Annotated in this window: 21 protein-coding genes and 3 pseudogenes; 7 read left to right on the forward strand and 17 right to left on the reverse strand. The window is 61.6% G+C overall.

The genetic code is table 11. The features are described from left to right. Nucleotides 1–36 precede the first annotated feature (36 nt). A pseudogene (locus ASF98_RS13900) lies at nucleotides 37–441 on the reverse strand (recombinase family protein); the annotation flags it as partial. A 129-nt stretch (nucleotides 442–570) separates the two neighbouring features. Here ASF98_RS13900 and ASF98_RS13905 point away from each other — a divergent pair. From ASF98_RS13905 to ASF98_RS13915, 3 genes are read left to right on the forward strand one after another with little or no spacing between them, the layout of a single operon-like run. Further along, nucleotides 571–1,629, forward strand: coding sequence for a hypothetical protein (locus ASF98_RS13905; protein ID WP_055802781.1), 1,059 nt, complete (start codon nucleotides 571–573; stop codon nucleotides 1,627–1,629). A gap of 18 nt (nucleotides 1,630–1,647) precedes the next feature. Next, entirely contained in the window at nucleotides 1,648–2,667 is a 1,020-nt protein-coding gene (locus ASF98_RS13910) for a hypothetical protein (RefSeq protein ID WP_156372413.1), read from the forward strand. 17 nt (nucleotides 2,668–2,684) lie between these two features. Next, nucleotides 2,685–3,131 carry a hypothetical protein gene (locus ASF98_RS13915; protein WP_055802785.1) on the forward strand — a complete coding sequence of 149 codons (447 nt, stop codon included), beginning with the start codon at nucleotides 2,685–2,687 and terminating at the stop codon, nucleotides 3,129–3,131. 311 nt (nucleotides 3,132–3,442) lie between these two features. On the opposite strand, the gene ASF98_RS13920 is transcribed toward ASF98_RS13915, so the two are convergent. The 16 genes and pseudogenes from ASF98_RS13920 to ASF98_RS13980 all read right to left on the reverse strand — a co-directional run bounded on the left by ASF98_RS13920 (nucleotide 3,443) and on the right by ASF98_RS13980 (nucleotide 18,176). Continuing rightward, a complete protein-coding gene (locus ASF98_RS13920; RefSeq protein WP_055802787.1) occupies nucleotides 3,443–4,459 on the reverse strand; it encodes a LacI family DNA-binding transcriptional regulator in 1,017 nt (338 codons plus the stop codon). A gap of 372 nt (nucleotides 4,460–4,831) precedes the next feature. Then, on the reverse strand, nucleotides 4,832–5,152 hold the full coding sequence (locus ASF98_RS25025) for a glycerate kinase (protein WP_268760428.1): 321 nt from the start codon (nucleotides 5,150–5,152) through the stop codon (nucleotides 4,832–4,834). Then, complete coding sequence (locus tag ASF98_RS25030) at nucleotides 5,149–5,727, reverse strand: glycerate kinase (protein WP_268760429.1); 579 nt, start codon at nucleotides 5,725–5,727, stop codon at nucleotides 5,149–5,151. The genes ASF98_RS25025 and ASF98_RS25030 overlap by 4 nt, the downstream gene beginning before the upstream one ends. 292 nt (nucleotides 5,728–6,019) lie before the next feature. Continuing rightward, a pseudogene (locus ASF98_RS23750) lies at nucleotides 6,020–6,229 on the reverse strand (NAD(P)-dependent oxidoreductase); the annotation flags it as partial. Between the two features lie 100 nt (nucleotides 6,230–6,329). Next, nucleotides 6,330–6,812, reverse strand: a complete 483-nt coding sequence (locus tag ASF98_RS13930; protein ID WP_235505967.1) for a FadR/GntR family transcriptional regulator — start codon at nucleotides 6,810–6,812, stop codon at nucleotides 6,330–6,332. A 15-nt stretch (nucleotides 6,813–6,827) separates the two neighbouring features. Further along, nucleotides 6,828–7,055 (reverse strand): annotated as a pseudogene (locus tag ASF98_RS25170) (winged helix-turn-helix domain-containing protein); the annotation flags it as partial. 655 nt (nucleotides 7,056–7,710) lie between these two features. Beyond that, nucleotides 7,711–8,928 carry a glycerate kinase gene (locus ASF98_RS13935; protein ID WP_082506850.1) on the reverse strand — a complete coding sequence of 406 codons (1,218 nt, stop codon included), beginning with the start codon at nucleotides 8,926–8,928 and terminating at the stop codon, nucleotides 7,711–7,713. A 163-nt stretch (nucleotides 8,929–9,091) separates the two neighbouring features. Then, a complete protein-coding gene (locus ASF98_RS13940) occupies nucleotides 9,092–10,102 on the reverse strand; it encodes a 2-hydroxyacid dehydrogenase (protein WP_235505969.1) in 1,011 nt (336 codons plus the stop codon). Next, the gene (locus ASF98_RS13945; RefSeq protein ID WP_055802791.1) at nucleotides 10,095–10,793 is read right to left on the reverse strand and encodes an RraA family protein; all 699 of its coding nucleotides are present in this window, start codon (nucleotides 10,791–10,793) and stop codon (nucleotides 10,095–10,097) included. Before ASF98_RS13945 ends, ASF98_RS13940 begins: the two co-directional genes overlap by 8 nt. A 5-nt stretch (nucleotides 10,794–10,798) precedes the next feature. Continuing rightward, nucleotides 10,799–11,872, reverse strand: coding sequence for an Ldh family oxidoreductase (locus ASF98_RS13950; RefSeq protein ID WP_055802793.1), 1,074 nt, complete (start codon nucleotides 11,870–11,872; stop codon nucleotides 10,799–10,801). Next, on the reverse strand, nucleotides 11,872–13,032 hold the full coding sequence (locus tag ASF98_RS13955) for an iron-containing alcohol dehydrogenase (protein ID WP_055802795.1): 1,161 nt from the start codon (nucleotides 13,030–13,032) through the stop codon (nucleotides 11,872–11,874). Before ASF98_RS13955 ends, ASF98_RS13950 begins: the two co-directional genes overlap by 1 nt. 47 nt (nucleotides 13,033–13,079) lie before the next feature. Continuing rightward, nucleotides 13,080–14,546, reverse strand: coding sequence for an aldehyde dehydrogenase family protein (locus ASF98_RS13960; RefSeq protein WP_055802797.1), 1,467 nt, complete (start codon nucleotides 14,544–14,546; stop codon nucleotides 13,080–13,082). Nucleotides 14,547–14,597: 51 nt separating this feature from the next. Next, nucleotides 14,598–15,872: a TRAP transporter large permease gene (locus ASF98_RS13965; protein WP_055802799.1), complete on the reverse strand. Its 1,275-nt coding sequence runs from the start codon at nucleotides 15,870–15,872 to the stop codon at nucleotides 14,598–14,600. After that, nucleotides 15,869–16,432, reverse strand: a complete 564-nt coding sequence (locus ASF98_RS13970; protein ID WP_156372414.1) for a TRAP transporter small permease — start codon at nucleotides 16,430–16,432, stop codon at nucleotides 15,869–15,871. The genes ASF98_RS13965 and ASF98_RS13970 overlap by 4 nt, the downstream gene beginning before the upstream one ends. A 14-nt stretch (nucleotides 16,433–16,446) precedes the next feature. Further along, on the reverse strand, nucleotides 16,447–17,469 hold the full coding sequence (locus ASF98_RS13975) for a DctP family TRAP transporter solute-binding subunit (protein WP_055802803.1): 1,023 nt from the start codon (nucleotides 17,467–17,469) through the stop codon (nucleotides 16,447–16,449). Nucleotides 17,470–17,504: 35 nt separating this feature from the next. Continuing rightward, nucleotides 17,505–18,176, reverse strand: a complete 672-nt coding sequence (locus ASF98_RS13980; RefSeq protein ID WP_055802805.1) for a GntR family transcriptional regulator — start codon at nucleotides 18,174–18,176, stop codon at nucleotides 17,505–17,507. A 327-nt stretch (nucleotides 18,177–18,503) separates the two neighbouring features. Between ASF98_RS13980 and ASF98_RS13985 the strand changes: the two genes are divergently transcribed. The 4 genes from ASF98_RS13985 to ASF98_RS14000 all read left to right on the forward strand — a co-directional run bounded on the left by ASF98_RS13985 (nucleotide 18,504) and on the right by ASF98_RS14000 (nucleotide 22,957). After that, on the forward strand, nucleotides 18,504–19,331 hold the full coding sequence (locus ASF98_RS13985) for a DeoR/GlpR family DNA-binding transcription regulator (RefSeq protein ID WP_055802808.1): 828 nt from the start codon (nucleotides 18,504–18,506) through the stop codon (nucleotides 19,329–19,331). A gap of 99 nt (nucleotides 19,332–19,430) precedes the next feature. Continuing rightward, nucleotides 19,431–20,477, forward strand: coding sequence for an alcohol dehydrogenase catalytic domain-containing protein (locus ASF98_RS13990; RefSeq protein ID WP_055802810.1), 1,047 nt, complete (start codon nucleotides 19,431–19,433; stop codon nucleotides 20,475–20,477). 94 nt (nucleotides 20,478–20,571) lie between these two features. Further along, a complete protein-coding gene (locus ASF98_RS13995; RefSeq protein ID WP_055802813.1) occupies nucleotides 20,572–21,405 on the forward strand; it encodes a class I fructose-bisphosphate aldolase in 834 nt (277 codons plus the stop codon). Between the two features lie 7 nt (nucleotides 21,406–21,412). Continuing rightward, the gene (locus ASF98_RS14000) at nucleotides 21,413–22,957 is read left to right on the forward strand and encodes a xylulokinase (protein ID WP_055802815.1); all 1,545 of its coding nucleotides are present in this window, start codon (nucleotides 21,413–21,415) and stop codon (nucleotides 22,955–22,957) included. Nucleotides 22,958–23,388 lie beyond the last annotated feature (431 nt).

Genomic DNA, 23,388 nt, shown 5'->3' on the forward strand with positions numbered 1-23,388 from the left:
CAACTGTAGTGAGACAAACCATGAAAATTTGTCTCACTACAGTTGGCCCAACCGCGAGATACCGGGGTCTTCGGGGGCCAACTTAGATGAGACGGGACAGTTGCGGAGGTACTGGTAGACGGTCTCCCTGCTGATCCCGTAGTCACGGGCAAGAAGTGCTTTCGGAACACCGGTGCCGGCGCGTTGGACGAGTTCGGCTGCCCGGTCCGGTGTGAGGGTCTTCTTCCGTCCTTTGTAGGCGCCGCGCTGTTTGGCCAAGGCGATGCCTTCCCGCTGGCGTTCCCTGATGAGGGAGCGTTCGAATTCGGCGAAGGCACCCATGACGGACAGCATGAGGTTGGCCATGGGGGAGTCCTCGCCGGTGAAGACCAGGCTCTCCTTGACGAACTCCACCCGCACGCCTTTGCGGGTGAGTCCCTGCACAAGGGCCCGCAGGTCATCGCTCGTTCCAGTTAGCGGTCAGCAAGGACATCTCTCTGCATCTGGCAAGATTGGGTTTCACAGCTTGTTTCACGCCAAAGCACAAGTGGCGCAACGCGGCGAAGAAGCGCAGGATTTGGGGGAGTAGCCGTGAGCGTGAACAGCGGAATCCAGGGTGTTGACTGGGCGCGTAATTTCGCCGAGATCTTCAAGCATGTACGAGACAGCCTGGACACTTACGTGCCGGCATATGACAGACCCTGGCCGGACATCAAATATGCCCAAGACATCCTTCAAATGTGGCATGAGCTAATCGCCGCAGAAGTGGTTCAGACGGATCTAGCGACGCTTTCACCCCGCAACGAGTTGACCACGCGTTGGCTCGACGAGGGCACTTTGATCAGTGCCACCCAAATGGCGGAGACGCTGCTGGCTGAGCATCATGGCGAGGACCGACTGGAGCTGACGGTCGACGGCTTTGAACAGACTATTCGGCGGCTCCGCTCCAGTCTTCAAGCGGTTCTTGAAGCGGCCCGCCTGCCTGGTGCAAGTCCGTTGGACGGAGGAGAACGCAGCCAACTCCTCGAGCACGTCGACTATGTCTTCCAGGCTCTGAGGAGTAGGGATCATCAGCGGCAGGCGAGATATTTAGATCAGTCCCAAGCTGCAGCGGCCCAATCCGAGGCCGCCGCCATGGCAGCCAGCACCGCTGCTGGGAAGACGGGCGAAGATGCAATGTCAGCCTTCTACGCAAAACTCGGTGAGGACGAATCAGCCCGGGCCGACACCTTCCGTAAGCTGACCGTTGGATTCGCTCTTGCGGCCGGCACCTTTGCACTGATCTTTGTCCTACTTCCGGGTGGAATATTTCCTGTCTTTGATACATCGGCAAATGACTACGTTGGGCTGATTCAGAAGACGGTCTTTGTCGCCGGTATCTTTGGTATAGCCGGATACTTTGCAAGACAGGCACACCAGCACCGTTCGATGGCGAACTGGGCCGGATCCCTTGCCGTCCAGCTCCAAACCTTCGAAGCATTCTTGGCTGCTGTCGATAATCCAGAAGTGAGAGATGAACTTCGGAAAAGCTTCGCTACACGCGCGTTTGGCGAGCACCCTGCTATGAAGGGTGAGCCGGCAGTGGCGCCGTCGGCAGCAGCCATGGAAACCGCAGTGGGCCTGGCGGCGAAGCTAACCGGCGGTAAGTAAATACACGGCTGCCTCACCATGAATGCAGCACACACCTTCGATATAGAAAGTTTGGGGGAACGCCAATTGGCCGAAAAGAGCCTGGTCCGAACCGTTCAGTACTGGCGGCTTGTAAATGGAGCGAATCTGCAACCTGCGGAGGAACAGGACTGGAATACCATCCTTAAGAATGCCTATGGCGATCCCAAGACACATCTGGTCCTGAACAAAGTGGTTTCGGGTAAGGTCTTCACTTTGCAGCCCGAAGACGATTGGGATGAGTTCCTTAGGCCCTCCAGCATGAACGGTCTCAAGCAAGTGGACGACGGAACCGTCTATGCCCTCGTGGCAAGTACGGACAAGGACCACCTTCCCAGCCAGGCCAAACGTGGCACTGGTGAGCAGAAGGCAGTAACCGTTGATAAGGGTTACACCCCCGTAGACAACCTTTTCATCTGGTTTCTGCCTTTTGGAAACATCATGGCCGTCCTCCAAGAGTCTGTATCGTCCGCTAGGCCGAAGGCGATCGCCACCTGGCTGACCCACATTATGCGGGCGCAGGGAAACCTGCCCCAGCACAATTTCCAATGGACAGCAGAACCAGTTGTCGACCCAGACAAGAAACGCTTTCTGGACAATGCCAAACGCCTGCGTCGCATTGAGATTGGCGGAACAGTAAAGCAGTCAGTGAATGGTCCGCTGCGTGATTTGCTGATGGGCCCCACCTACGAGGGCACATATGAGATTGAACTCAAGGTTCGGCACGTAAAGAAGAACAATAGGCAGTCCTATGCGTCCGACACTCGGGACATGATGGATTGGTTTGAAGAGACGTTCGGCGGCCACCTGGGAGAACTGGACAAAGCCAAAGTAGTCGTTGACCGTGACCCCGGTGACCATATACCCCAGGGAGAGATTGACCTGATCTCACAGAGAATCACGAGGAAGCGCTCAATAGAGGTGGGGAAGCGAGGCCAAGCCATCCTAGCTTCGTCGGCAGTCTCTGAGATAGTGAAGGCCTACATCCAAGACTTCGACGAATTGGCAAAGCTTCGGTAGGCGCAACTGGGGGAAGTGTGGAAAAACAGAGCACGAAGAGCTTATGGATCGCGCTGGGTGTCCTTGTTCTTCTGGTCGTTGGCAGCAGCATCTTTTTTGGTTTCCTGCTGGACGACGTCGAAGAAAAGGAACTGCAGACAGGCCTAACTAACATCGCCACGCTGGGCGGTGTGACGGCTGGACTCTCCCTCGCAGGAGCCGCAATCTTGTCGCTAACCGGCAGGGCCGTTAGCGATCTTGTGGACATGTACGGGCCTTGGATAAGGGGAATAATCTTCGGCGGCTACTTGGTCACTATTGTGGCTTCCTTCGTGGCTGGCATTGGTGCAATGTTCCCGAAATGGGCTGGGGCGCCCTGGTTAGCGTCCGCCTCTGCCTCCGTGATCTTCGCGGGACTTCTGATCACCGCGCTCTTTATCAACAGTGCATTCAGATGGCACCACAGCAATCCCACGCCGAGATAATTCTGTATGCGGCTTTCCAAGAACCTTGGGGCCCTGGGCCGGGGCACTGCACAACCTTTCCTGAGCGCGGGGAGGGCCCGCTTTTACCCCTTCTCAGCGCCAGCTTTACGTAATATCCGTTATCGGCGTTCTATTTGGGGCTCTCAAGAGACGGAAAAATCCTGCATCTGACACCAATAAAGGCGATCGGACGAAGAGCCGGACCAGGAACGCGTCCGGGTAGAGTCCTCATTTCCACCAGCGTTAGAGCAATGCGGTCCGCCGAAAGGTGTGCTTGCTTTTCGGCTGCTCGACGGAAAAGGGCAACCGTGTTAAAGGCGGGAGACGCTGGAGCGCTCGACCAGTTCGGCCGCCACGCGGATCGTGGTCGGTTTGCCGTTGCTCTTTCCGCTTGTCTTGGCCAGGGCCAGCTGCACGGAATGCCGGGCAAGCAGGTCCACGGGCTGCCGAATGATGGTCAACGGCGGCGTCATCAGCTCCGTCCATGGGGAATCTTCAAAAACGACTACCGAGAGCTTATCCGGAATGGACAGCCCGGCGTGGGAAAGGCGGCGCAGCACCGCCGTCACTTGCGCAGTATTGGCAACCACAAGAGCCGAGGGCGGCTCTTCAAGGTTGAGCAGCGCAGTCACGGCATCTCCCCCGGCCGCGCCACGGAAGGCCGCATGCCGGACCAGCCGCTCGTCCACCTCAAGGCCCGCTGCTTCCACGGCCAGCCGGTAGCCAGCTATGCGGTCACGGCCGGTAGTAGAAACGGCCGGTCCGGAAACAATCCCAATCCGCTTGTGCCCGTAAGCAGCCAACAGGCCGGTAGCCGAACGGGCCGACTCGACATTGTCGATACCGACCACGTCAACCTCGGGAAGCGAAGGGATGGACCGGTCAACGAACACCATATCCGTCCCAATGTCCTGCAGCTTCTTCCAAATATCCAAGTTGTCCCCGGTGGGAGTCGCGATGACGCCGCTCACCCTGCGTTCGATCAGCGTTTCCAGGCACTCAGATTCGAGGTGCTCATCTTCCTGCGTTGTCATCAGCAGAACCTGAATCCCGCGCGCATCCGCCTCCCGTACGACATTGTCGGCCAACCGCGCAAAGAAGGGATTCGAAACGTCCGCGAGCATCAGGCCCAGCGTTGTGGGCGGCCCGTGCTTCAGCTCACGGGCCGCCGTACGCGGGTGATACCCCAATGCCTGAATGACATCGCGAACCCGTCGCCTGGTTGCATCAGCCACAGGCCCCGAGCCGGGGTTGAGGACCCGCGAAACGACGGCAACAGAGACACCTGCCGCCTGGGCAACATCGCGGATCGTCGGTTGCTTCTGCACGGTACTCCTTACTGGCTGGTGCTTTCATCCCACCGAGTCCCGGGAAGCCGGGACACAAAGTGCAGCCGGTTCCACTGCACTTTCCTTGACAATTCCTCCACCAGTCTGCTCGCCGATGCCAGCAGCTGGAAACTCTAACCCAATTTACGCCTGAGCTTGCAAGCGGCCTCCAATTGAAGTTGGTTCTGTATTCAGCGCCAGCTCTGCACCGGCAAAGGCAAGGGATTTGAGGGGTCTTGCATCGCGGCCGATGTTGACCCGGCAAGGGTGGACAAGGAAGCGCAGGCATTGAATATCGTTGCCGGTGCGTCTATGGCTCCGGCGACGAGAAAGCATTTAGCCCCCTGCGCTTGTAGCCACCTCCTGGACATATTAGGGGACCTTGCCGGCGGCGGACTGGCCGTCGTACCGGCCCTCACCGGTGATGACGATGTCACCGTCCGCGATCTGCCCCGGGAGCCCGATCTCACGTCCGACGGCAGGAGCTCCGGCTGTGATGGTGGCACCCCAGGCGGCGAGGCCGAAGGCGGTCCCGCCTGCTGCGCCGGATCCTGATACCGATGGTAGTGCCGGGAGGAAGGATGCGAGCTTGAGCATTCCGCGTTCCAAGCGTTGAACGTCAGCGGTATTTGCCCCTTTTTGTGGACCGAAAATGTGCGCTGCTCCTGTCGGCCCAAGCAGGGGGTTGGTCACGTCGGTGAGGACGAGGACACCCTCGGGAGGAAGTGGGCGTGGCGCAGGCCGGCAAGGTCGAGCCTCGCCAAGTCCTCCAGCGCGCCGCCTCCTCGGGGAAGTTCTCCGCCGGATGCTGATCCAAACCGCGCCCTCAATGCCGATAGTGCCCCTGCCCCACCGTCGGTGGATGAGCTTCCCCCAAGGGCGACAATGATGCGTTTGGCTCCGTTGTCGAGGGCACGTGCGATGGCTTGTCCGAGCCCGTAAGTGTGTGCGGTGAGGGGTCGGAGTCGGTCAAGAAGGGTAATCCCTGAAGTTGCAGCGACTTCTACTACGGCCGTCCCGTCAGGGAGCTTGAGCCACCGAGCAGCTGTCTGGACGTCATTGGGGCCCTCCACAATGATCTCGTGCTGCTGGGCCACAGGATGGGCCCGGGCAAAGGCCTCTATAGTGCCTTCTCCCCCATTCGCCATGGGGAGAAGGACTATGTGGTCGTGCGGGCGGATGCTTCCCCACCCCGTTGCGATAGCTTCGGCTGCGTCATCGGCCGAAGCGGTCCCTTTGAAGGAGTCGGGTGCGATGATGATTTTCACGTTGTTGGTTGCCCTTTCGCCAGCACTGTTGGCCCTGCTGTGGTTGATGCCCCAACGAGCTGGCGGGACATCAAAAAGTTCACGAGGACCCGGTTGGTCGTCACGGCGGGGGCGGTACCCCATGGCGACCAAAGGCCTCCCAGCATTGAGACGACGCCAAACCAACGGGGAGCGTCTGGCTTGTCGCGCCCTGTTGGACCATGGCACGGAATGCTCCACCTGCCCATGAGGGCAAGAACAGAGCCTCAACCCTCGACGGTTCGTGTGTGGTGGTGCTCCTTGTCACCGCCGCTTAGTTAATCGGTGCGGGTGGTTGCTCGCCTCGAAGCACTGTAAGTACGTTGTCCGCGGCGAGCACTGCCATGGCGGTGCGCATTTCGACGGTGGCCGGGCCGAGGTGCGGCACGAATGTCACGTTCTCCAGGTCCAGTAGCTCGGGATGGACTCGCGGCTCGTATTCGAAGACGTCCAGGCCGGCACCGGCGTCCAGCTCTTCGGACAGGCACTGTTCGAAGTTGTGCTACACGACTTGTTGCCCCCGGCACGGCTGTCCCGTCGAAGCGGTCCACGGCACGAAAATAAGCGGGAGAGGTCATCGGCGGTTACTTCTTGCGGGAGAGTCGATTGCGGGTGTTGGCCAGGTGCAGTCGCATGGCCGCTCGGGCCGAGTCAACGTCGCCATCGGCGATCGCCTCGGCGATGGCTTCATGCTCCCGGCAGAGCACCTCATCCGGCCCAATATGGCCTGCCTGGTCAAGCGGTGGCAGCCGGTGGGCAGGGTACGCGATCATAGCCGGTCCAAGAGATTCAAGCAGTTCGCCGTAAAATCTGTTGCCGGTTGCCTGGGCGATCCGCCGGTGGAAGTCGAAGTCCGCCTGCAGTAGCTGACTCGTCTGCGCAGGAATGCGGCGCATCGCCGCGGCTGCCCTGATAATGCCTTCAGCTTCAGCATCTGAACGTCCTGCCGCGGCAAGCCCGGCTGCCTCAACCTCGACGCCTAGTCGGAGTCCAATCAGCTCGGCCATGTCCTCGGGCTTGTTCGCAGCGGACAGCTTGACTCCGGCACGGTGATCAGGGGGGACCATCAGCACGAATGATCCTTTTCCCTTATGGCTTTCAACCAGGCCTGCCGCTTGAAGCCGGGAACCTGCTTCCCGCACCACGGTTCTACTGACCCCAAAGCGCGTTATGAGGGCGCTCTCGGACGGCATCTTCATGCCAGGCCTCAGGACTCCGGATCGAATATCAGCCATGAGTACTTCCACGAGCTGTTGAGCAAGGTTTAGCCCGGGCCGTCCGCTGAGTGTGTTCTGGGTAGCCTCTGTCATCCTTCACTTCCAAGAGAGATCGTGGCGTGCACGAGGCTGCACCCTCAATCGAACCAACGGCAGAGCCCTACGCTGTCGGCGTAAGGACTATGCCCTGCTAGCTGTTGCTACTGAAGCTGAGCGGCCCGTGGTCCAAGTGCGGGCATGTTCGCTCAGAGAACCCACGACCGGGACGGTTTGTGGATCGTCATGAGACTTTCTGCGGGCTCAGCTTTTTCGATGGACGAGGCTTCCTGCTAGTCGACACTCCGCCGCCAAATTGATTCGCCCACTTTCAGGTGATTCAGGTTTTCACTACTCCCGAACGGATATTTCCTAGCGGCAGTAAGTATAGGTGGATTTCCAACGCGAAGTGCGGCGCCATCTGAATTTCGGCATTCCTCGCCGAGGGCCAGGTTTGAGGAATGTTGCGATACCTGGGCGTTAGTGGCGCTGGGGTCGTCGCCCAGCAGTTCGGGGACCAATCTTCTTGGTGTGCTCGTAGAGGCCGCGCCGCAGGGCTTTTTGAATAACCGTAGCCCACTCCTGAAGGGCCGATATCCTTGCACATCTCGGCAAGTAGGAAAGCAATTTCGGTTAGGGGCTTCCCGGCGGCCTGTGAGACTTTGGCGTTATTGATGGGCGCAACCCGAGAGCAGGAAAGCCAAGGAAATGTCTATCCCGGTAATCCGGAGAGTGCTTCATGACCTCCGTCCCGGCCTGGAAACTGTTTGACGCGTACATCTCTATACTTTCCTGGCACATTCAGGGACAGTATTTCTAATGCGATGGTCGTGCCGACGGTTTCTAGGAGCGGTCCCGCATTGGACATACAAATGGCGGGATCGGGTTCAATATCGGTCAACGCGAACGTTCGATTGAAGCCGGCCGCCTTGAGGGTCCAGTCAGAGAGGGTGGTCCGTCCACATACGGCGATGACCGGTACCCCCGCCCTGGCGGCTGCCCGGCTGACGCCGAGCGGTGCTTTGCCGCCTAAGCTCTGCTCGTCCAGGCTGCCTTCTCCGGTAATCACGAGAGTGGCGCCCTCGATTTTTTTATCCAGGTCAACCATCCGTCCAACAACTGTGACGCCTGGCTCCACGCGGGCGGCGAGAACAGCAATGGCCGCATATCCGATACCACCCGCGGCGCCGGCACCAGCCTTTGTCGCAGCGGCCTTGGCCCGAGGGCCGATCTCCTCCTCGAGAACATCGACCAGCCGGGTCAGTGCCCGGTTGAGGAGTTCCACAGCACTGGGATCGGCCCCCTTCTGCGGCCCGAAAACGGCAGGTGCTCCCCGTTCCCCTAGTAGCGGATTATCCACGTCGCTTGCCAAGACGAAACGCGCGTTTCGCAGTCCTGGATGCAGCCCGCTCAGGTCGGCAGCTGCTAAATGTTCCAGCGCGCCTCCTCCCGCGGGCAGGGGCTGCCCGCGGGAGTCCAGGAATTTCGCTCCCAACCCAGCAAGGAGACCGGCTCCGCCGTCGGTGCAGGCGCTGCCGCCCGCGCCGATGTATATGAGCGTGCAGCCCTGGTTGAGTGCTGCGCTAATGAGCTGACCGGTCCCTAGGCTTGTCGCACCTAGGGCGTCGGGTATCCCTCCGGGCAGGGATGCCAGGCCTGATGCTGAGGCGGTCTCAATGACAGCAATGTGGTCGCGGACAGCCAGGGTGGCGGTCACGGGCAGTCCGGTCGGTCCGCTCACGGTGGCGACGTGGGCGGTGTATCCGGCGGATATTGCCGCGGCGACTGTGCCTTCTCCCCCGTCGGCGATCGATATGCAATCCACTGTCAGGTCTGGTCTTTCGGTCATGAGACCGCTGGCCAGATGTCTGGCGACCTCGTCGGCGGCAAGCGAATGCTTAAATTTATCGGTGGCGATCAGTACTCGCATGTGAAGTCCTCTTGGGAACGTCGTGGGGATGGACGGCCAGGGCCCTTAGCGGCTCAGGTCACCGGACGGGCAGCGTCAGCGGCATGGAAGACAGGTACGTCGGCGACTTCCGAGGCGGTGCCCCGATGTTCAAGGGCAGTCCGCTGCCGTTCGTTGTGGAGTTCTATCCGCGGGTGGGCAGCAACTCCTGTTTCAGCCCGGCGGGCAGGACCGGCGTCAAGGCAGCCTGCCCGGACAGCACCGCGGCCACGTTCCGCACTGCCAGCTCACCCATGCTGTCGCGGGTTGCGGCTGCGGCGCTGCCGATGTGGGGCAGGAGCACCACGTTTTCCAGGGAGCGGAGCCGGTCGTTGACCTGAGGTTCGAATTCGTGCACGTCCAAGCCTGCACCGGCAAGGTGACCCGATTCCACGGCATCGGCCAGGGCGTCCTCGTCAACCAAAGGGCCCCGTGCGGTGTTGATCAGGTAACTGCCGGCCTTCATGGCAGCAAGCTGAGGGGCGCCGATCATGTGCCGGTTGGTGGCCGTCAGCGGGCAGTGCAGGCTCACGACGTCACTGGTGCGGAGGAGCGTGTCAAAATCGCAAGGCTGGACGCCCAGGTCGGCGGCTTCCGGGGTGGATGCCCTGCTGCCGGTGGCAATGATGTTCATCCGGAACGCTTGGGCGCGGCGGGCCACGGCCATGCCTGTGCGGCCCAGTCCGACGATTCCCAGCGTTGCCCCCGCACTGACATCCAGTCCGATAAAGCTCTGCGGTCCCCAGATCCACGGCTGCGCGGTCCGGATGAAGCGGTCGGCTTCCGCTACGCGCCGAACGGTTGCCAGAATCAATGCGAACGCAAGGTCTGCTGTCGCCTCATCCAGGACGCCGGGCGTGTTCGTTACGGTGATCCCCCGGCGTGCCGCCGCTTCCATATCGATGTTGTCATAGCCGACGGCGACATTGGCAATGACTTTCAAGCCAGGACCTGCAGTCTCCATCACCTCATCATCCATTTTTTCTGTGAGCATGGTGATAATCGCGATCGCGCCACGACACCCTTCGAGGAGCTGCTCGCGCGTGGGTGGAGCGTCGGCGTCCCGATGCATCGCCAGCGGGGCGGGCAGGACTTCGGCCTGGAGCATGACGTGCTTGGACATGGGGCGGGTGATGTAAACATGGCCTTCAGGCACTGTAGGCCTCCTGCTCAACATGGACGAGGGACACGGCGCCTGGCACCCAGCTGCGGTCCCACTCCCCTCGGGCTATTGCTTCACGCTGCTTGAGTTCGCTGGCCATAATGGCCTCTGCCGAATCGAGGACGGTTTCGATCCTGTCAGCGGAGACGAACACGACGCCGTCTCCGTCACCAACCACCAGGTCGCCGTCGTGGACGACCGACCCGCCGATGGTGACGCCAGTGTGGATGGCGCCGGGCCCGCTCTTGTAAGGACCCATGTGGGATACGCCTCTGGAAAAAACAGGAATCGGCCCGGCCGAGATGTCATCACGGTCACGGATGGCGCCGTCGACTACTATCCCGACGACGCCACGGGACGCAGCGTAGTACGTCATGAGTTCGCCAAGGATGGCGTTAGTGACTTCGCCCTGGGCGTCGATGACAAGCACGTCGCCGGGACGGGCGAGTTCGAGGGCCTGGTGGACGGCGAGATTGTCACCCGCGCGGGTTCGGACGGTCAATGCCGTTCCAGCCATCGAGCGACCGCCGAGTGATGCCAGGCAGTTTCCGACCGGGGAGATTCCTACTGCACCGGATACCCGCTCCTGGCTGTCGGACACTGCGGAGGTCTGAACCTGGCTGTACCGTGCCAGCACCTCGCCCCGAACCTGGTTCGCAGGCGGATAAAGACGGATGATATTCATGTTTGTCACTTCCTTGTGGCTGCGTTTTCCATTGCAGGGTTGTCGCCGGCAAGGGGGCGGGCGTCCTGTGAGAGCTTTTCGAGTTCAGCGATGACGGCCTGCGGCAGGGCGATGCCTTGTTCCTGGTTGCGGAGGGCGGCGCGTGCTTCGATTTCGCCGGGGATGAGCACTTCGCGGTTCGCAGGCCCGCTTGCCTTGATTGCTTCGAACAGGTTTTCCATCCGTCGGCCGAACTGGTCCAAGGGCTGGAAGGCGCTGACATTGTGGAGGGTGAAGAAAGCACCTACGCCCTGCGGCCGGTCCAGATCGTCGTAGAGGTCGCCGATCTCCGGCCCGGAGCTGGCCCCGGAGAACATTGCGGCCATGACTTCCACCATCAGTGCAATGCCGTAGCCCTTGGGGCCGCCGAACGGCAGGACGCTGCCGGCGAGGGCTGCCTCCGGATCGGTGGTGGGGTCGCCGTTGATGTCCACGGCCCAACCTTCGGGGATCTGTCCGCCGAGCTGGTCCGCCTGGATGATCTTTCCGCGGGCCACCACGCTGGTGGCCATGTCCAGGATCATCGGTTCCCTGCTGCCGGCGGGGACGCCGAAGGTGTAGGGGTTGGTGCCGAGGAAGCGTTCCCGGCCGCCCCAGGCGGACATCGTGGCCGGCGCGTTTCCGTAGAGGAAGATCGCGGCGTTTGCGGCCGCAGCCTTCTTCGCGAAGTACGCGCCGGAGCCGTAGTGGTTGGAGTTCCGCACTGCCACGGAAACAGTGCTCGTCGAAGGAAGGCGTTCCTGGGCGAGTTCGAGGCTCCGCTGCATCACCACCTGGCCCATGCCGTTGTCGCCGTCGATGACGAGGGCGCCGCCGGTTTCCTTGACCACCCTGACGTTGGGCCGGGTGTTGACCAAGCCCAGCTGCAGCCGTTTGACGTAGATGGGGATCCTGCTGACACCATGGGAATCGACGCCGCGGAGGTTTGCGTCCACGAGCGACTCGGCCACGAGCCGGGCGTCATCCTCGGGCAGCCCTGCTGCCGAGAGGATATTGGCGGAGTATTCCTCGAGACGCCGGAAGGGAATGTTCACTTTCATTACAAGCACTTCCTCATAATGTCCACGAGATCGGCTGCTGTGGCTGGGCGGGGGTTGACCACAATGTTCCCCGATTCCATGCTTTCCGCTGCCAGCTGCTCCAGGTCTGATTCCTGGACTCCGTAGGCTGCCAGGCTCCTTGGCGCTCCAATGTCAGTGATGAGTTGGGCCACTGCATCCACTCCTGCGTGGGCGGCTTCCCGCAAGGACATCGAACGGGTGTCGACGCCGAAGATCGTGGCGATGCGGGCGAACTTGTCCAGGTTGGCGTTGACGTTGAAGCGCATGACCTCGGGAAGGAGGATGGAGATGACGTCGCCGTGGGGAATTTTTGCCTTGGCTCCCAGAGGCATGGCCATGGCGTGCGCCAAGCCGAGGCGTGTGGGCGCGAAGGCGCAGGCGGCCATGGTGGAGGCCAGGAGCATGTCCGAACGCGCCTGGATGTCGGCGCCGTTGAAGACCGCTGTCCGCAGGGAGCGGGCGATGAGTTCCATGGCCTTCTCCGAGAGCGCCTCTGAGATGGGCTGTGTTGCCTTGTTGACGTAGGACTCAAGGGCGTGCGTCAGGGCATCCAGTCCGGTTCCGACGGTGAGCCGGGCCGGAAGGCTGACGGACAGGGAGGGGTCGCAGAAGGCCACAGTGGCTGTCATGTTCCGCCCGCCCACGCCGTACTTGATGTTCCGGGCCTTCTCCGAAATCACCGACCACACGGCACACTCGCTGCCGGTGCCGGCGGTGGTGGGGATAGCGATCACCGGCAGCCCCTGGCTGCTGGGGATCTCGAGCCCTGCGTAGTCCCGAATGTGGCCGGTGTTCTTGGCCATCAGCGCGATGGACTTGCCGGTGTCCAGGGCGCTGCCGCCGCCGACAGCAACAACGATGTCGCGGCCCTCGTCGTTGCAGAGCTGGGCGCCTGCGGTCACACCCTCCGCTTCCGGCTCCGGCTCGACGTCGGTGAAGGTGACGACGTCGAAGTTGGCGGCGGTGAGGATGTCGGCTACGCGGCCGACGACGCCTGCCGCTACGAGGCCCCGATCCGAGACGAGCAGGACATGCTTGCCGCCGAGGCGGGTGACCTGTTCGGCCAGGGTGTCAATGAGTCCGATGCCGAATTCGATCCGAGTGGGCAGCTCGAATGAAAAATGCTGATGGTAATTCACGGTTTCCTTCTTCTTTGAAAGTTTCTGAGAGCGGTCTGGGTTGGCGGTTACTGGCCGTACACCTGGTAGACCACCTTGCGCGTGGTGAAGAAATCACGGGAGGTGTCCCCGATGCCGAAGGCGCCCTGGCCGGACTGGGCGACTCCGCCGAACGGCAGGTGGCCTTCGCTGGTGGTGCCGTGGTTGACGTGGACCATGCCGCTGCGCGCCTCGGTGACGAAGCGGTGGGCCAGGTCCATGTCCTCCGTAAACACGGCAGCGGTGAGCCCGTACTGGGTTTCATTCGTGACGGCGATGGCTTCGTCGAAGTCCTCCACCGGGATGACCGCCAAGACCGGCCCGAACACCTCTTCGGTGGCCAGCGCCGTGCCGGGCTTGACGTCGGTAACCACCGTTGCGGGGTAGTAATTGCCGTCGCCCAAGTTTTCTTCCTGGAGCGGCTGACCGCCGACGAGCACCCTTGCGCCGTCCTGCGTGGCCTGCTCCACGTAGCGGTGGACCTGCTCGAACTGGCTCCTGTTCACCAAGGGGCCCATCTTGGTTTTCTCGTCCATGCCGTAACCGACCGTGAAGGTCGCCGCCTGCCTGGCAAGTGCTTCTTCGAGCGGGGCCTGCAGATCCCTGGTGACGATTACGCGGCTAACAGCGGTGCACCGCTGCCCGGCTGCCGCGAAGGCTGCGGCAGCGATTTCCGCGGCGGCACGGTCGACGTCGGAAATTGAGGACACGACGGCAGCGTTCTTGCCTCCCATTTCCAGCTGCGTTCTCGCGTTGCGGCGTGCCGCGGCGGTGGCGATGCCGAGCCCGACATCGGTGGAGCCGGTAAAGGTGATTCCGGCGATGTCCGGGCTGTTGACCAGGGCGTCACCGACCTCGCGGCCCGTTCCGATCAGGAGGTTGAACACGCCGGCGGGAACGCCGATCTCGTCGAGGAGTTCGGCGATGATCGCTGAGGCGCCAGGGCTCTGGAGGGCTGGCTTGAGGATGACCGGGCAGCCGCACACCAGCGCCGGAACTACCTTGCGGATCGGGGTCAGGATCGGAAAGTTCCAGGGGGTAATGGCAGCCACCGGGCCGATGGGCTGGCGGATGGAATAAGCGTCGGTGTTGTTGCGGACGCTGGTGAACGTCTTATCACCGCCGCGCAGGGCCTCCCCGGCCCAGAAACGCATTTCGAAAATGGCGCGGGCCGTTTCGCCCATGGATTCGGTGATCGCTTTGCCCATTTCCCGGGTGGCGATCTCTGCCATGTCCCGCTGCCGGGACGGCCATTTCTCCAGCAGCGCGTAAATGAGGTCCATGCGTTCGCTGGCAGTGGTGGCCGCCCAGGCGGGGGCAGCCTCGCGGGCGGAGCTGATGGCCTTTTGGACATCGGCCGAGGTGGCCAACTGGTAGCTGGCCACCGTCACCCCGGCCCGGCCGGGATCGGTCGTTTCATAGAGCGCCGCGTCCGGGGAGGCCGTCCACGCACCGGCGATGTAGCTGCTGACGGTTTTCCTGATGGGGGAAGACATGAGGGTTTCCTGATTCTTGATTGGGGAGGGATTGAGCGGCGGCTGGATTTACTAATTGGTCAAAAACTCGGCCGGCCAAAGGATGAGTTGCGGGAAGATGGCAAGAATGACGACGGCGGCCACCATGACCGCGTAGTGCGGGGTTGCGGCCTTCACGATCTTTTCAATGGGCAACCCGCTGACATAAGAAGTGGCGAACAGCGAAACACCGACCGGTGGCGTTACCAGACCGACAGACAGGGCAGCGACGAGGTAGACCACAAAGTGGATGGGATCAATACCGGCAGCTGTAGCCGCAGGCATGAGCACCGGCGAGCAGAGCAGGATGGCGGCCACAATATCCATCACGGTTCCGATAATGATCAGGATTACGCCGATCAGCAGCATCACGATAATGGGGTCGGTGCTGACGCCCAGGAGCCAACTGCTGACCTTGGCCGGCAGTCCGTCGATAGTGAAGATGTATGAGGCGACGCTGGCGATCATGGCGATCAGCAGAATGGTTCCCGTGGTGAGGCCGGCATCGATGATCATCTTCGGCATCTGGCGCCACTTCATGTCCCGGTAGACGTAGATGCCTACCAGGAGGCTGTAGAGAACGGCGACAGCGGCAGCTTCCGTGGGTGTGAAGAACCCGCTGAACAAGCCGACCAGGATGACCACGGGGCCGCCCAGGGCCGGAATGCCGGCCAGGACGATCGCGATGCCCTTCTTGAACGCAGTCTTCGAGATCTCACCGTAACCATTCCGGGCCGAGAGGACGAAGTTCAGGACCATCAGGACGACGATCAGCACCACTGACGGCCCCAAGCCGCCAGCCAGCGCCGCTCCAACTGAAACGCTGGCTGTGGAGGCGGCGATGATGATGAGGATGCTCGGCGGCATCAGGGAGGACAGCGTGGACGTCACCATGGTCATGGCCGCCGCATAGGGCCGTGGGTACTTGTGATCCGTCATGGCCTTGATCTCGATCTTGCCCAGGCTCACAACGTCGGCCACCGAGGAACCGGAGATGCCGCCGAAAATAGCGCTTGCAGCAATGTTCACCTGGCCAAGGCCTCCACGGAAGCGTCCAAAGACGACCTCGGCCCCACGGAAGATGCGGTCCGAGATCCCGCCCCCGGCCATGACGTTGCCGGCCAGGACAAACAGCGGGACAGCCACCAGCAGGAAGCTGTTCATCGAGCTCATCATGGACTGCGGCAACAGCTCCAGCGGGATGTCAAAAATCACCAGGGTGGCGATGACGCCGATGCCCAGGGAAACTGCCAGCGGAACACCCAGCAGCAGGAGCAGAACAAAGATGCCCAGCAGAGTAAGAGTCATGCGATGATCTCTCCTTCGAGAATCTTCCTACGCATGTAGGGGGAGAAGTAAACCGTCTGGATGTGGGCGAGGATCGCCAGTGCTGCGCTGAGCACGAGGGGCAGTGTCACCAGGAACATCTTCAGTCCCAGGGCCGGGCTGGACTCTCCGCTGGCGTACTGCTGCAGCATCAGTTCCCAGGTCTTATAGATCAGGACGCTGAAGAACACGGTGCCGCACAGGGCGTAGAGATGGACGCTGAATTTCTTGAGCCAGGCCGGCCCCCACTCCAGCGCGAAGCCAACGCGGGGGTGGGCGGCCGCCCGAAAGCCTGCGGCCATGCCCAGAAAGGTGGTGTCCATGAACAGGAAGCGGGTCAGTTCCTCGGTCCACGGAAGAGAGGTTCCCATCTGGCGGGTGACCACCTGGATGGCGACGCTGACGAGCATGGCGCTGATCCCGATGAACAGGAAGGCATCCACGATCTTCCAGATAACTTCCCGGGGCTCCGAAATTTCCGCGGCTGGAACCACTTTGTTTTGTCCGGCCCCTTGAGGCGGGGCGATTCCTTTATCTTGCACTGGACTGCTCACCTTTACCGTCCGAGGAATTTGAGGCTGGTCGCGACGAATTCCTTGCCGACCTTGCCTTCAAGCTCCGGATAGACCTTCTGCGCTTCCTGCTGGAAGGCTGCCTGCGCCTCCGGAGTCAACTCATTGACCTTCACGCCTTCAGCTTTCAGCTTCTCAAGCGTCTTTTCGGCTTCGTCGTTGTCGGTCCTGGTTTTGAAGCCGGCTGTTTCGGCAGCAGCGTCCTGCAGGACCTTGCGGGTGTCGTCGTCGAAGGAGTCCCACTTTTTCTTGCTGAAACCCAGGACGTAGCCGTCGGAGATGTGGCCGGTCAGGGAAAGGTAGTCCTGGACTTCAAAGAACTTGTTGTTGACTGGGACTTCCAGCGGGTTCTCCTGGCCGTCGATCGTGCCTAGCTGCAGGGCGGTGTAGACCTCCTTAAAGTCCATCGGAGTGGGGTTGGCACCCAGCGAGCCGAAGAACTTAACCCACAGGTCGTTCTGCGGAACGCGGATCTTGAGGTCTTTGAAGTCCTCTGGCTGAGCGATGGGGCGTACGGAGTTGGTGGTCTGCCGAGGGGTACGGGTCAGCATTGACACGCCCTTGATGCCCAGCTTGTCCAGTGAGCCCAGGAGCTCCTGGCCCGGTTCGCCTTCAAGGTACTTGCTGAACTCGTCCATGTCTTTGAATAGATAGGGCAGGCTGATGGCGTTCATCTTCGGTTCGAAGGACGCGTAGACCGAGGTTGAGATGATGGTCGAGTCCAGGGTGCCGTTCCCGAGCAGGTTGACGGCGGCGTTCTGGTCGCCGCCGAAGAGCGTGCCGTCCGGGAACGTTTCGACCTTGATTTTGCCGTCGCTGAGTTCGGCCACCTTGTCGGCGAAATGCTTGGCGCTCACGCCGACGGACGTTGCGGCGGGGTCGCCGACGCCGAGCCTAATGGTAGTGGCGGGCGCGTCTGCGCCGGGTCCCCCGCCACAGCCGGTGAGGGCGGCGGTAACAGTGAGGGCTACGGCCGCAGCTGCGGCGGCCAGGATGCGCTTGGGCATCTGATTCTCCTTTGAATTCTTGCTGGCTTCCTGGCCTAATTGGACAGGGGTACTGATGCTTTGATGGCGCCGGTTAGTGCGTCTTCGGCGGTGCGGATGTGGTCGAGAAGCGCGGCTCTCGCAGCCTTCTCGTCGCGCCTGCCCAGTGCCTCGCAGACCAGTCGGTGCTCGTGCAGGCTGTCTTCCCGCCGCGAGTCGTCCTGGTACGAGACAAAGCGCTTGCAACGGGCGAGTTGACGGTCCACCACGTAGTAAGCCCTGGTTAGTTGCGAGTTGCCGCTTGCCTTGATGATCAGCTGGTGGAACTCATCGTCACGAGTGAGGTATTGCTCCACCTCGCCCTGGCTCATCGGGACAGAGAAACCGTCAAACATAGAGGCGACCTTGGACAGTGCGTCGTCCTCCCAATCGACAATCCGCCCCAGCCCTGCCGGCTCAAGCAGTGCCCGTAGTTCGTAAAGTTCCCGGACGTCCTGGAGCCGGATCTGGGTTACTGCCCAGCCGGTCCGCTGGCCCCGTTCCACGAGTCCTGATGATTCGAGGAGGTGCAGAGTGTCGCGAACGGGAGTCCGTGACACTCCGAACTGCTGCGCAAGCTCGCGGTCGCTGAGCGCAGTACCCGGGGGCAGTACGCACTCCACGATCGCGTTTTCCAGCTCTCGGTACATATGGGAGCTGAGCTTGCGCTCCGGGATTGGCATCATCATCGAATCCATTGTTTGAGTATGCGGTATACCGTATTCGAAATACAAGACTTTTTGCGGCTCAACTCACATGAGTTCCCCTTCACCTGTTCGCTAGTGCTCGTTCTGATCACCCTCGCATTCGGCGCAGTAGCGGCATAAAGGTGCTCGATTCAGTAGCTCAAAGTGCACGCTTTGATTACATCGGTCGTAGTCTCTTCCGTCAAGGGCTAGCAGATGTGGCATTTCGTCGTGAACTTGATTGAACCGCGCAACGTATTCGCCATGAGCGGTTGACGCATAACGATGCGCGATGTAATCATTGAGAGGGACTCAACAAGGAGGTTTACGATGACCGAGAAGGCTGGCAACGCGAGGCAGCGGAGGGATCTGATCCTGGAGCAGCTGAGAGGCAACGGTGGAAGCATCCATGTGGAGGACCTGAGCCGCCACTTCGGAGTCTCAGTCGCTACAGTCCGCCGCGACTTGGATTACCTTGGCCAGGACGGGCTCATCACCCGGACCTACGGCGGGGCAGTTATCGGCAATCTCCGCGCTGAGCAGAGTCTTCGGGAACGGGAAGTCAGCAACGCTTCAGCGAAGGACGCCATTGCGCGTTCAGCGGCCGAACTTGTGCAGCCCGGTTCAACAGTTCTGCTCGATGCCGGAACCACAACAGGGCAGCTGAGCCGCTATCTGGCGCGAATCCCCGGGCTGACGGTCCTGACCAACGGGCTGAACGCACTGAACGTTTTCGCTGAAGCCGACACAGATGTTCACGCGATAGCTCTCGGTGGTTCGCTCCGGCCCACCAACCAGTCAACGATCGGACCCATCGCAGAATCAGTCGTCCGCAGCGTCCACGCCGACATAGCTTTCCTGGGCACGGACTGCCTCGATGCCCACCGGGGAATCTCCTCGCGGACGCTCGAGCAGAACAGCCTCAAGACGCTGATGGCACTCCACGCCCGCCGGACCGTGGTTCTGGCTGACTCATCGAAGCTCAACGCCGACTGGTCAACCTACTGGGCTCCCCTGCCGAGTGGCTGCACCATCATCACCGATGACGCGGCCGGCAGCGAAGCACTCAAACCGTTCGAAGAAGCAGAAAACTTTGATCTTTCCGTCGTGGAGCTGGAAGCGGAAGCCTCGGACGAGGACAACGCCAGGGCCAGCTGACCGTCAGCGGCCAGGCGCCGGACCGCACTACCGACTCCTAGACATACACGGCGAAGGGCCCGTTGTTGCGCCCCACCATAAAAACTGAAAGGCAATCTCGTGAAGCAAGCCATCCTTTCCGCACCGCTGCAGCTGGACATCTTTGATGTTCCAATACCCGCCCTTGAGCCCGGGGACTGTCTGCTGCGGGTTGAATCAGCCCTTGTTTGCGGCACCGACATCCGGATCTACGAAGGAACCAAGAAGAAGAACGTCAGCTACCCCACGGTGATGGGCCACGAGTTCTCCGGCACCATCACCGAAAGCAACGGCGAGCTGCCCGAGGGCTTGGCTATCGGTGATCTGGTCGCCGTGTACCCCCTGGTGCCCTGCGGCAACTGCGTTGCCTGCCAGCGTGGCAAAGCCAACATCTGCAGGAACCGCGTGGCTTTCGGATACCAGCTTCCAGGCGGTTTCGGGGAGTATGTCCGCGTACCTGCGACCGCCGTGCAGATGGGCAACATGGTCAAGGTAAACGGCGTCCAGCCGAACAGTGCCGCCGTCATCGAACCGCTGTCCTGCGCCTACAACGGGCTCAAACTGATCGACGCACCCAACGCCAAAGCCTTGCTGGTCACCGGCTGTGGACCCTTGGGCCTCATGCACATCCGGCTCGCCAAGGCCCTCGGCGTGGACCAGATCATCGCCGTCGACCCCTCAGAGGACCGACTTCGTGTCGCTTCCGCCTCTGGCGCGCAGCTGACCCTCGCCCCAGGGGATGGCGTTGTTGCAGCAATCCGTGATTTCACCGACGGCGCTGGCGTGGATGCCATGGTGGTAGCGGTGGGACGCTCAGACGCTTTCGAGCCCTACCTTGACGCCCTGGCACCCGGGGCGAAGGTGAACCTCTTCGCCGGCTTCCCCACTGGCAAGGACACGCTCAAGGTATCGGCGAACGAAGTCCACTACAACGAGTACTCGCTGGTCGGGAGCTCCTCCTGCCACCTCTCGGACTTCGAGTACGTGGCATCGCTCGTCGCCGACGGCACCCTGCAGGTGGACGACCTCGTGACCACCACCTTGAGCATCGACGACACCGTAGGTGCCCTTGAAGCAGCGAAGGCAGGCCGCGACCTTCGGGTCGGTGTATCCGCACGCCTGGGCTGACTGCACTCCCACCGCTGGCAGACCTGCCCGCAACCAGCCCGCTCTACAGATTCACCAACCACCAATAACGTTCAGTCCAAAGGAGAACCACGACATGTCCATCGAAAACACCCCCTTCAACCCCATTGGTGTCACCAGTGCGCTGGGACGCACCATACGCCTGCGCCGCCTCTTCGGAACCACAGGAAAAGCTCTTGTCGTAGCCCTGGATCAGGCAGTCCCCCGCGGCGTCGCCCCGCAACTGGCCCGCATTCAGGACACCTACCGTTCAGTCAAGGCCGGCAACCCGAACGCCATCACGGTCACGCGGGGCATCGGCTCCACCCTCCTCGGAAACGACCCCGAACCGCTGCCCTGGATCCTCAAGGCATCCTCTTTCTCGGTGGACTTCCACCTGACCCTCGATGCCACCATCGGCACCGTCGATGACGCCGTTCGCCTCGGTGCCGACGCCGTCGCCGTCGGCATCAGCGCCGGATCTTCGGTCCAGCCGCAAATGCTCGAGATGCTGGCCGCAACGGTGGAACGGGCAGCCGAAGTAGGCATGCCCACTGTCTGCCACGCCTACCCCAGTGGGGAACTCTGGGGCGACCGTAAGGGAAGCGTTGAATCGGTCCTCTACGCTGCCCGCGCCGCCGCTGAACTCGGCGTAGACGTCGTGAAGACCTGGTACACGGGTTCGACAGAAAGCTTCGCGCAGGTCGTGGCAGGAACGCCCGCGCTGGTCATGGTCGCCGGCGGTGCCAAAGCCGATACGGACCTGGAAGTTCTTGAGATGGCTGAGAAAGTCATGCAGGCAGGAGCAGCCGGACTGACCTTTGGCCGTAACGTCTGGGGCGCGGAGGATCCGGCAAAAATGATCACCGCCCTGCGCGCCATCGTGCACGAGGGCGTCTCATCCTCCGTGGCCGCCAAGCACCTGTCATAACGGGACCATGGCCAAACACTTTGTCGGCATCGACGTCGGTACGACCGCCACCAAGGCGGTCGTACTGACCGAGTCCGGTACCGTCTTGACGCGGGTCCGTGCTCCGCACGTCGTGGGTTTGCCGCTTGAGTCAGGCCGCGTGGATCCAGTGTCCTGGTGGGGCAGCGTGCAGGAGGCCTGCCGTGCGCTAGGTGCAGAAAACCTTGAACTGGCGGGAATAGGGCTGTCAGTTCACTCCCCCGTTGCTGTGCCAATGGACGAAACGGGCCGCCACGTTAGCGCCGGCTACCGCTTCGAGACACCGGGGCTCCCGGAAATCGTTCAGTCGATCCGGACCCGGCTGTCCCCGGCCGAAGCCGTGATGCTGGGAAACAGGGTTACCCCGGCAACGTTCATGATGGCTGCCTACGTGCTGATGCAGGAGCAGGAGCCCAGTGCCGCGCGAGACATCCGCGTCCTCGGCTCCGTCGGAACCTATATCGGCCACCGGCTGACCGGAAAATATGCCATGGACCCCACACAAGCTTCGTATTTCGGCGCCTTTGATGTGGTCGGCACTTGGACGTGGCAGGAGGGATTGGCGGAGAAGTTGGGTATCCCGGCCACCATCCTTCCGCCGGTCCGGGCGTCGCTTTCCAACCTGGGCAGACTGACGTCAGCCGCGGGTGAGGCACTTCGCCTCCAGCCGGGAGCGCCCGTGGTCGTCGGAGCCGGCGACACCGCCTGCGCCGCGTACGCCGCCGGCATCGATACGGGAAGGACACGCCTCTTCACCCTCGGCACCACGCACGTCATCACCGACTACGACACAGCCCCGTCAAGGGACGGGCTTCACCTGCAGCGTGCTCACATCAGACCAAGACAATGGCTGCGGCACGGTGTGTGTAACGGCGGGCTCGCCTTGTCCGTCGCCGCAAGAATGCTCGGCTATGGAACGGGACCTGACGCGGTGCCAAAGATGGTCAACCGTGCCATGCGTGCCGAGGCCGACACCATCGCCCGCTCCCCCTTTTTCATACCGCATGTGCGGGCCGAGCGTGGCCCCTTCTGGCTCGAAACTCCGCAGGCCGGCTTTCTTGGCCTGAACGCTGACACGGACGAAACCGCCGCAGCCTGGGCGGCTGTCGAGGGCGTCCTTTTTGCCGACAGGCTCGTCCTGGAAAGTTTTCCCCACGATTCAGCCAAGAAGATCCTCCTGGCCGGTGACGTAAGCGGCGGTGAGGCCTTCACGCAGCTCGCGGCAGACATGTTCAGCGCGCCCATGCAGGTGAGCACAGAATCACACCTTCCCGCCGTAGGCGCGGCCCTCCTTGCCGCCGAGGGAACCAGCGCTCACCCAATCCTCCGGCAGAACTTGGAGCAAATTGCCCCAAGGCCCGAACTTCGACCGGTGATTGCGGCACGCTGGAAGAGGTTCACCGAAGCCCGAACCGACTACCTTGGAAAAGCTGGAGCCCCTGCAACGGCGGTAGATACAGCAACAGCGGAAGCCACAGCGGATCAGGAAGCCACTGCTCCGACTGACGCCATCACTTTCTCAGCAGCACCTTGACTGCCCTTAGCTCGTCCATGACACATTTGCCGTCGCGAAGATAAGGCGGGGCGACCCGGGTTGGCCACAGTGTGCCGCACGCGCAGTCAGCTAAGCCCAAATTTTGCCGTTGCTGTCTTACACTTCGGCTTTGTGTGGACCGTCTTCGCCGACAGCTCAACTCGTGTATGCGTCCGGTCTAACGCAGAAGTAAGGCTCACCATGGATTCCTAGATATGACAGTCCGCACTCGATAGTGGGTGCGGCCAAATATTTAGGTGAGTCGCGCATGAGGCACAGCAACACCAACACAGCAGGGAACAGATAGCGGGCTAGGTCGAAGCCCGGCAGGGGAATCAAGCAAACCCGGTTCCCCCGCCTGAGGTCACGCAGAGTGTATGTCGCCAGGTAGAAGCGGCAAACTCCCCAGACGAAGATTGAGGTGACGTTAT

The sequence above is a fragment of the Arthrobacter sp. Leaf337 genome (assembly GCF_001423745.1).
Classification (GTDB): Bacteria; Actinomycetota; Actinomycetes; order Actinomycetales; family Micrococcaceae; genus Arthrobacter.

Bases quoted from the DNA above. Each gene is read 5' to 3' on its own strand.
- ASF98_RS13935 (WP_082506850.1), bottom strand. From the start codon at position 8,928: ATGCGAGTACTGATCGCCACCGATAAATTTAAGCATTCGCTTGCCGCC.
- ASF98_RS13965 (WP_055802799.1), bottom strand. From the start codon at position 15,872: ATGACTCTTACTCTGCTGGGCATCTTTGTTCTGCTCCTGCTGCTGGGT.
- ASF98_RS13930 (WP_235505967.1), bottom strand. From the start codon at position 6,812: ATGGTCCCCCCTGATCACCGTGCCGGAGTCAAGCTGTCCGCTGCGAAC.
- ASF98_RS14000 (WP_055802815.1), top strand. From the start codon at position 21,413: ATGGCCAAACACTTTGTCGGCATCGACGTCGGTACGACCGCCACCAAG.
- ASF98_RS13975 (WP_055802803.1), bottom strand. From the start codon at position 17,469: ATGCCCAAGCGCATCCTGGCCGCCGCAGCTGCGGCCGTAGCCCTCACT.
- ASF98_RS13985 (WP_055802808.1), top strand. From the start codon at position 18,504: ATGACCGAGAAGGCTGGCAACGCGAGGCAGCGGAGGGATCTGATCCTG.
- ASF98_RS13960 (WP_055802797.1), bottom strand. From the start codon at position 14,546: ATGTCTTCCCCCATCAGGAAAACCGTCAGCAGCTACATCGCCGGTGCG.
- ASF98_RS13980 (WP_055802805.1), bottom strand. From the start codon at position 18,176: ATGATGATGCCAATCCCGGAGCGCAAGCTCAGCTCCCATATGTACCGA.
- ASF98_RS13950 (WP_055802793.1), bottom strand. From the start codon at position 11,872: ATGAAAGTGAACATTCCCTTCCGGCGTCTCGAGGAATACTCCGCCAAT.
- ASF98_RS13910 (WP_156372413.1), top strand. From the start codon at position 1,648: ATGAATGCAGCACACACCTTCGATATAGAAAGTTTGGGGGAACGCCAA.
- ASF98_RS13995 (WP_055802813.1), top strand. From the start codon at position 20,572: ATGTCCATCGAAAACACCCCCTTCAACCCCATTGGTGTCACCAGTGCG.
- ASF98_RS13945 (WP_055802791.1), bottom strand. From the start codon at position 10,793: ATGAATATCATCCGTCTTTATCCGCCTGCGAACCAGGTTCGGGGCGAG.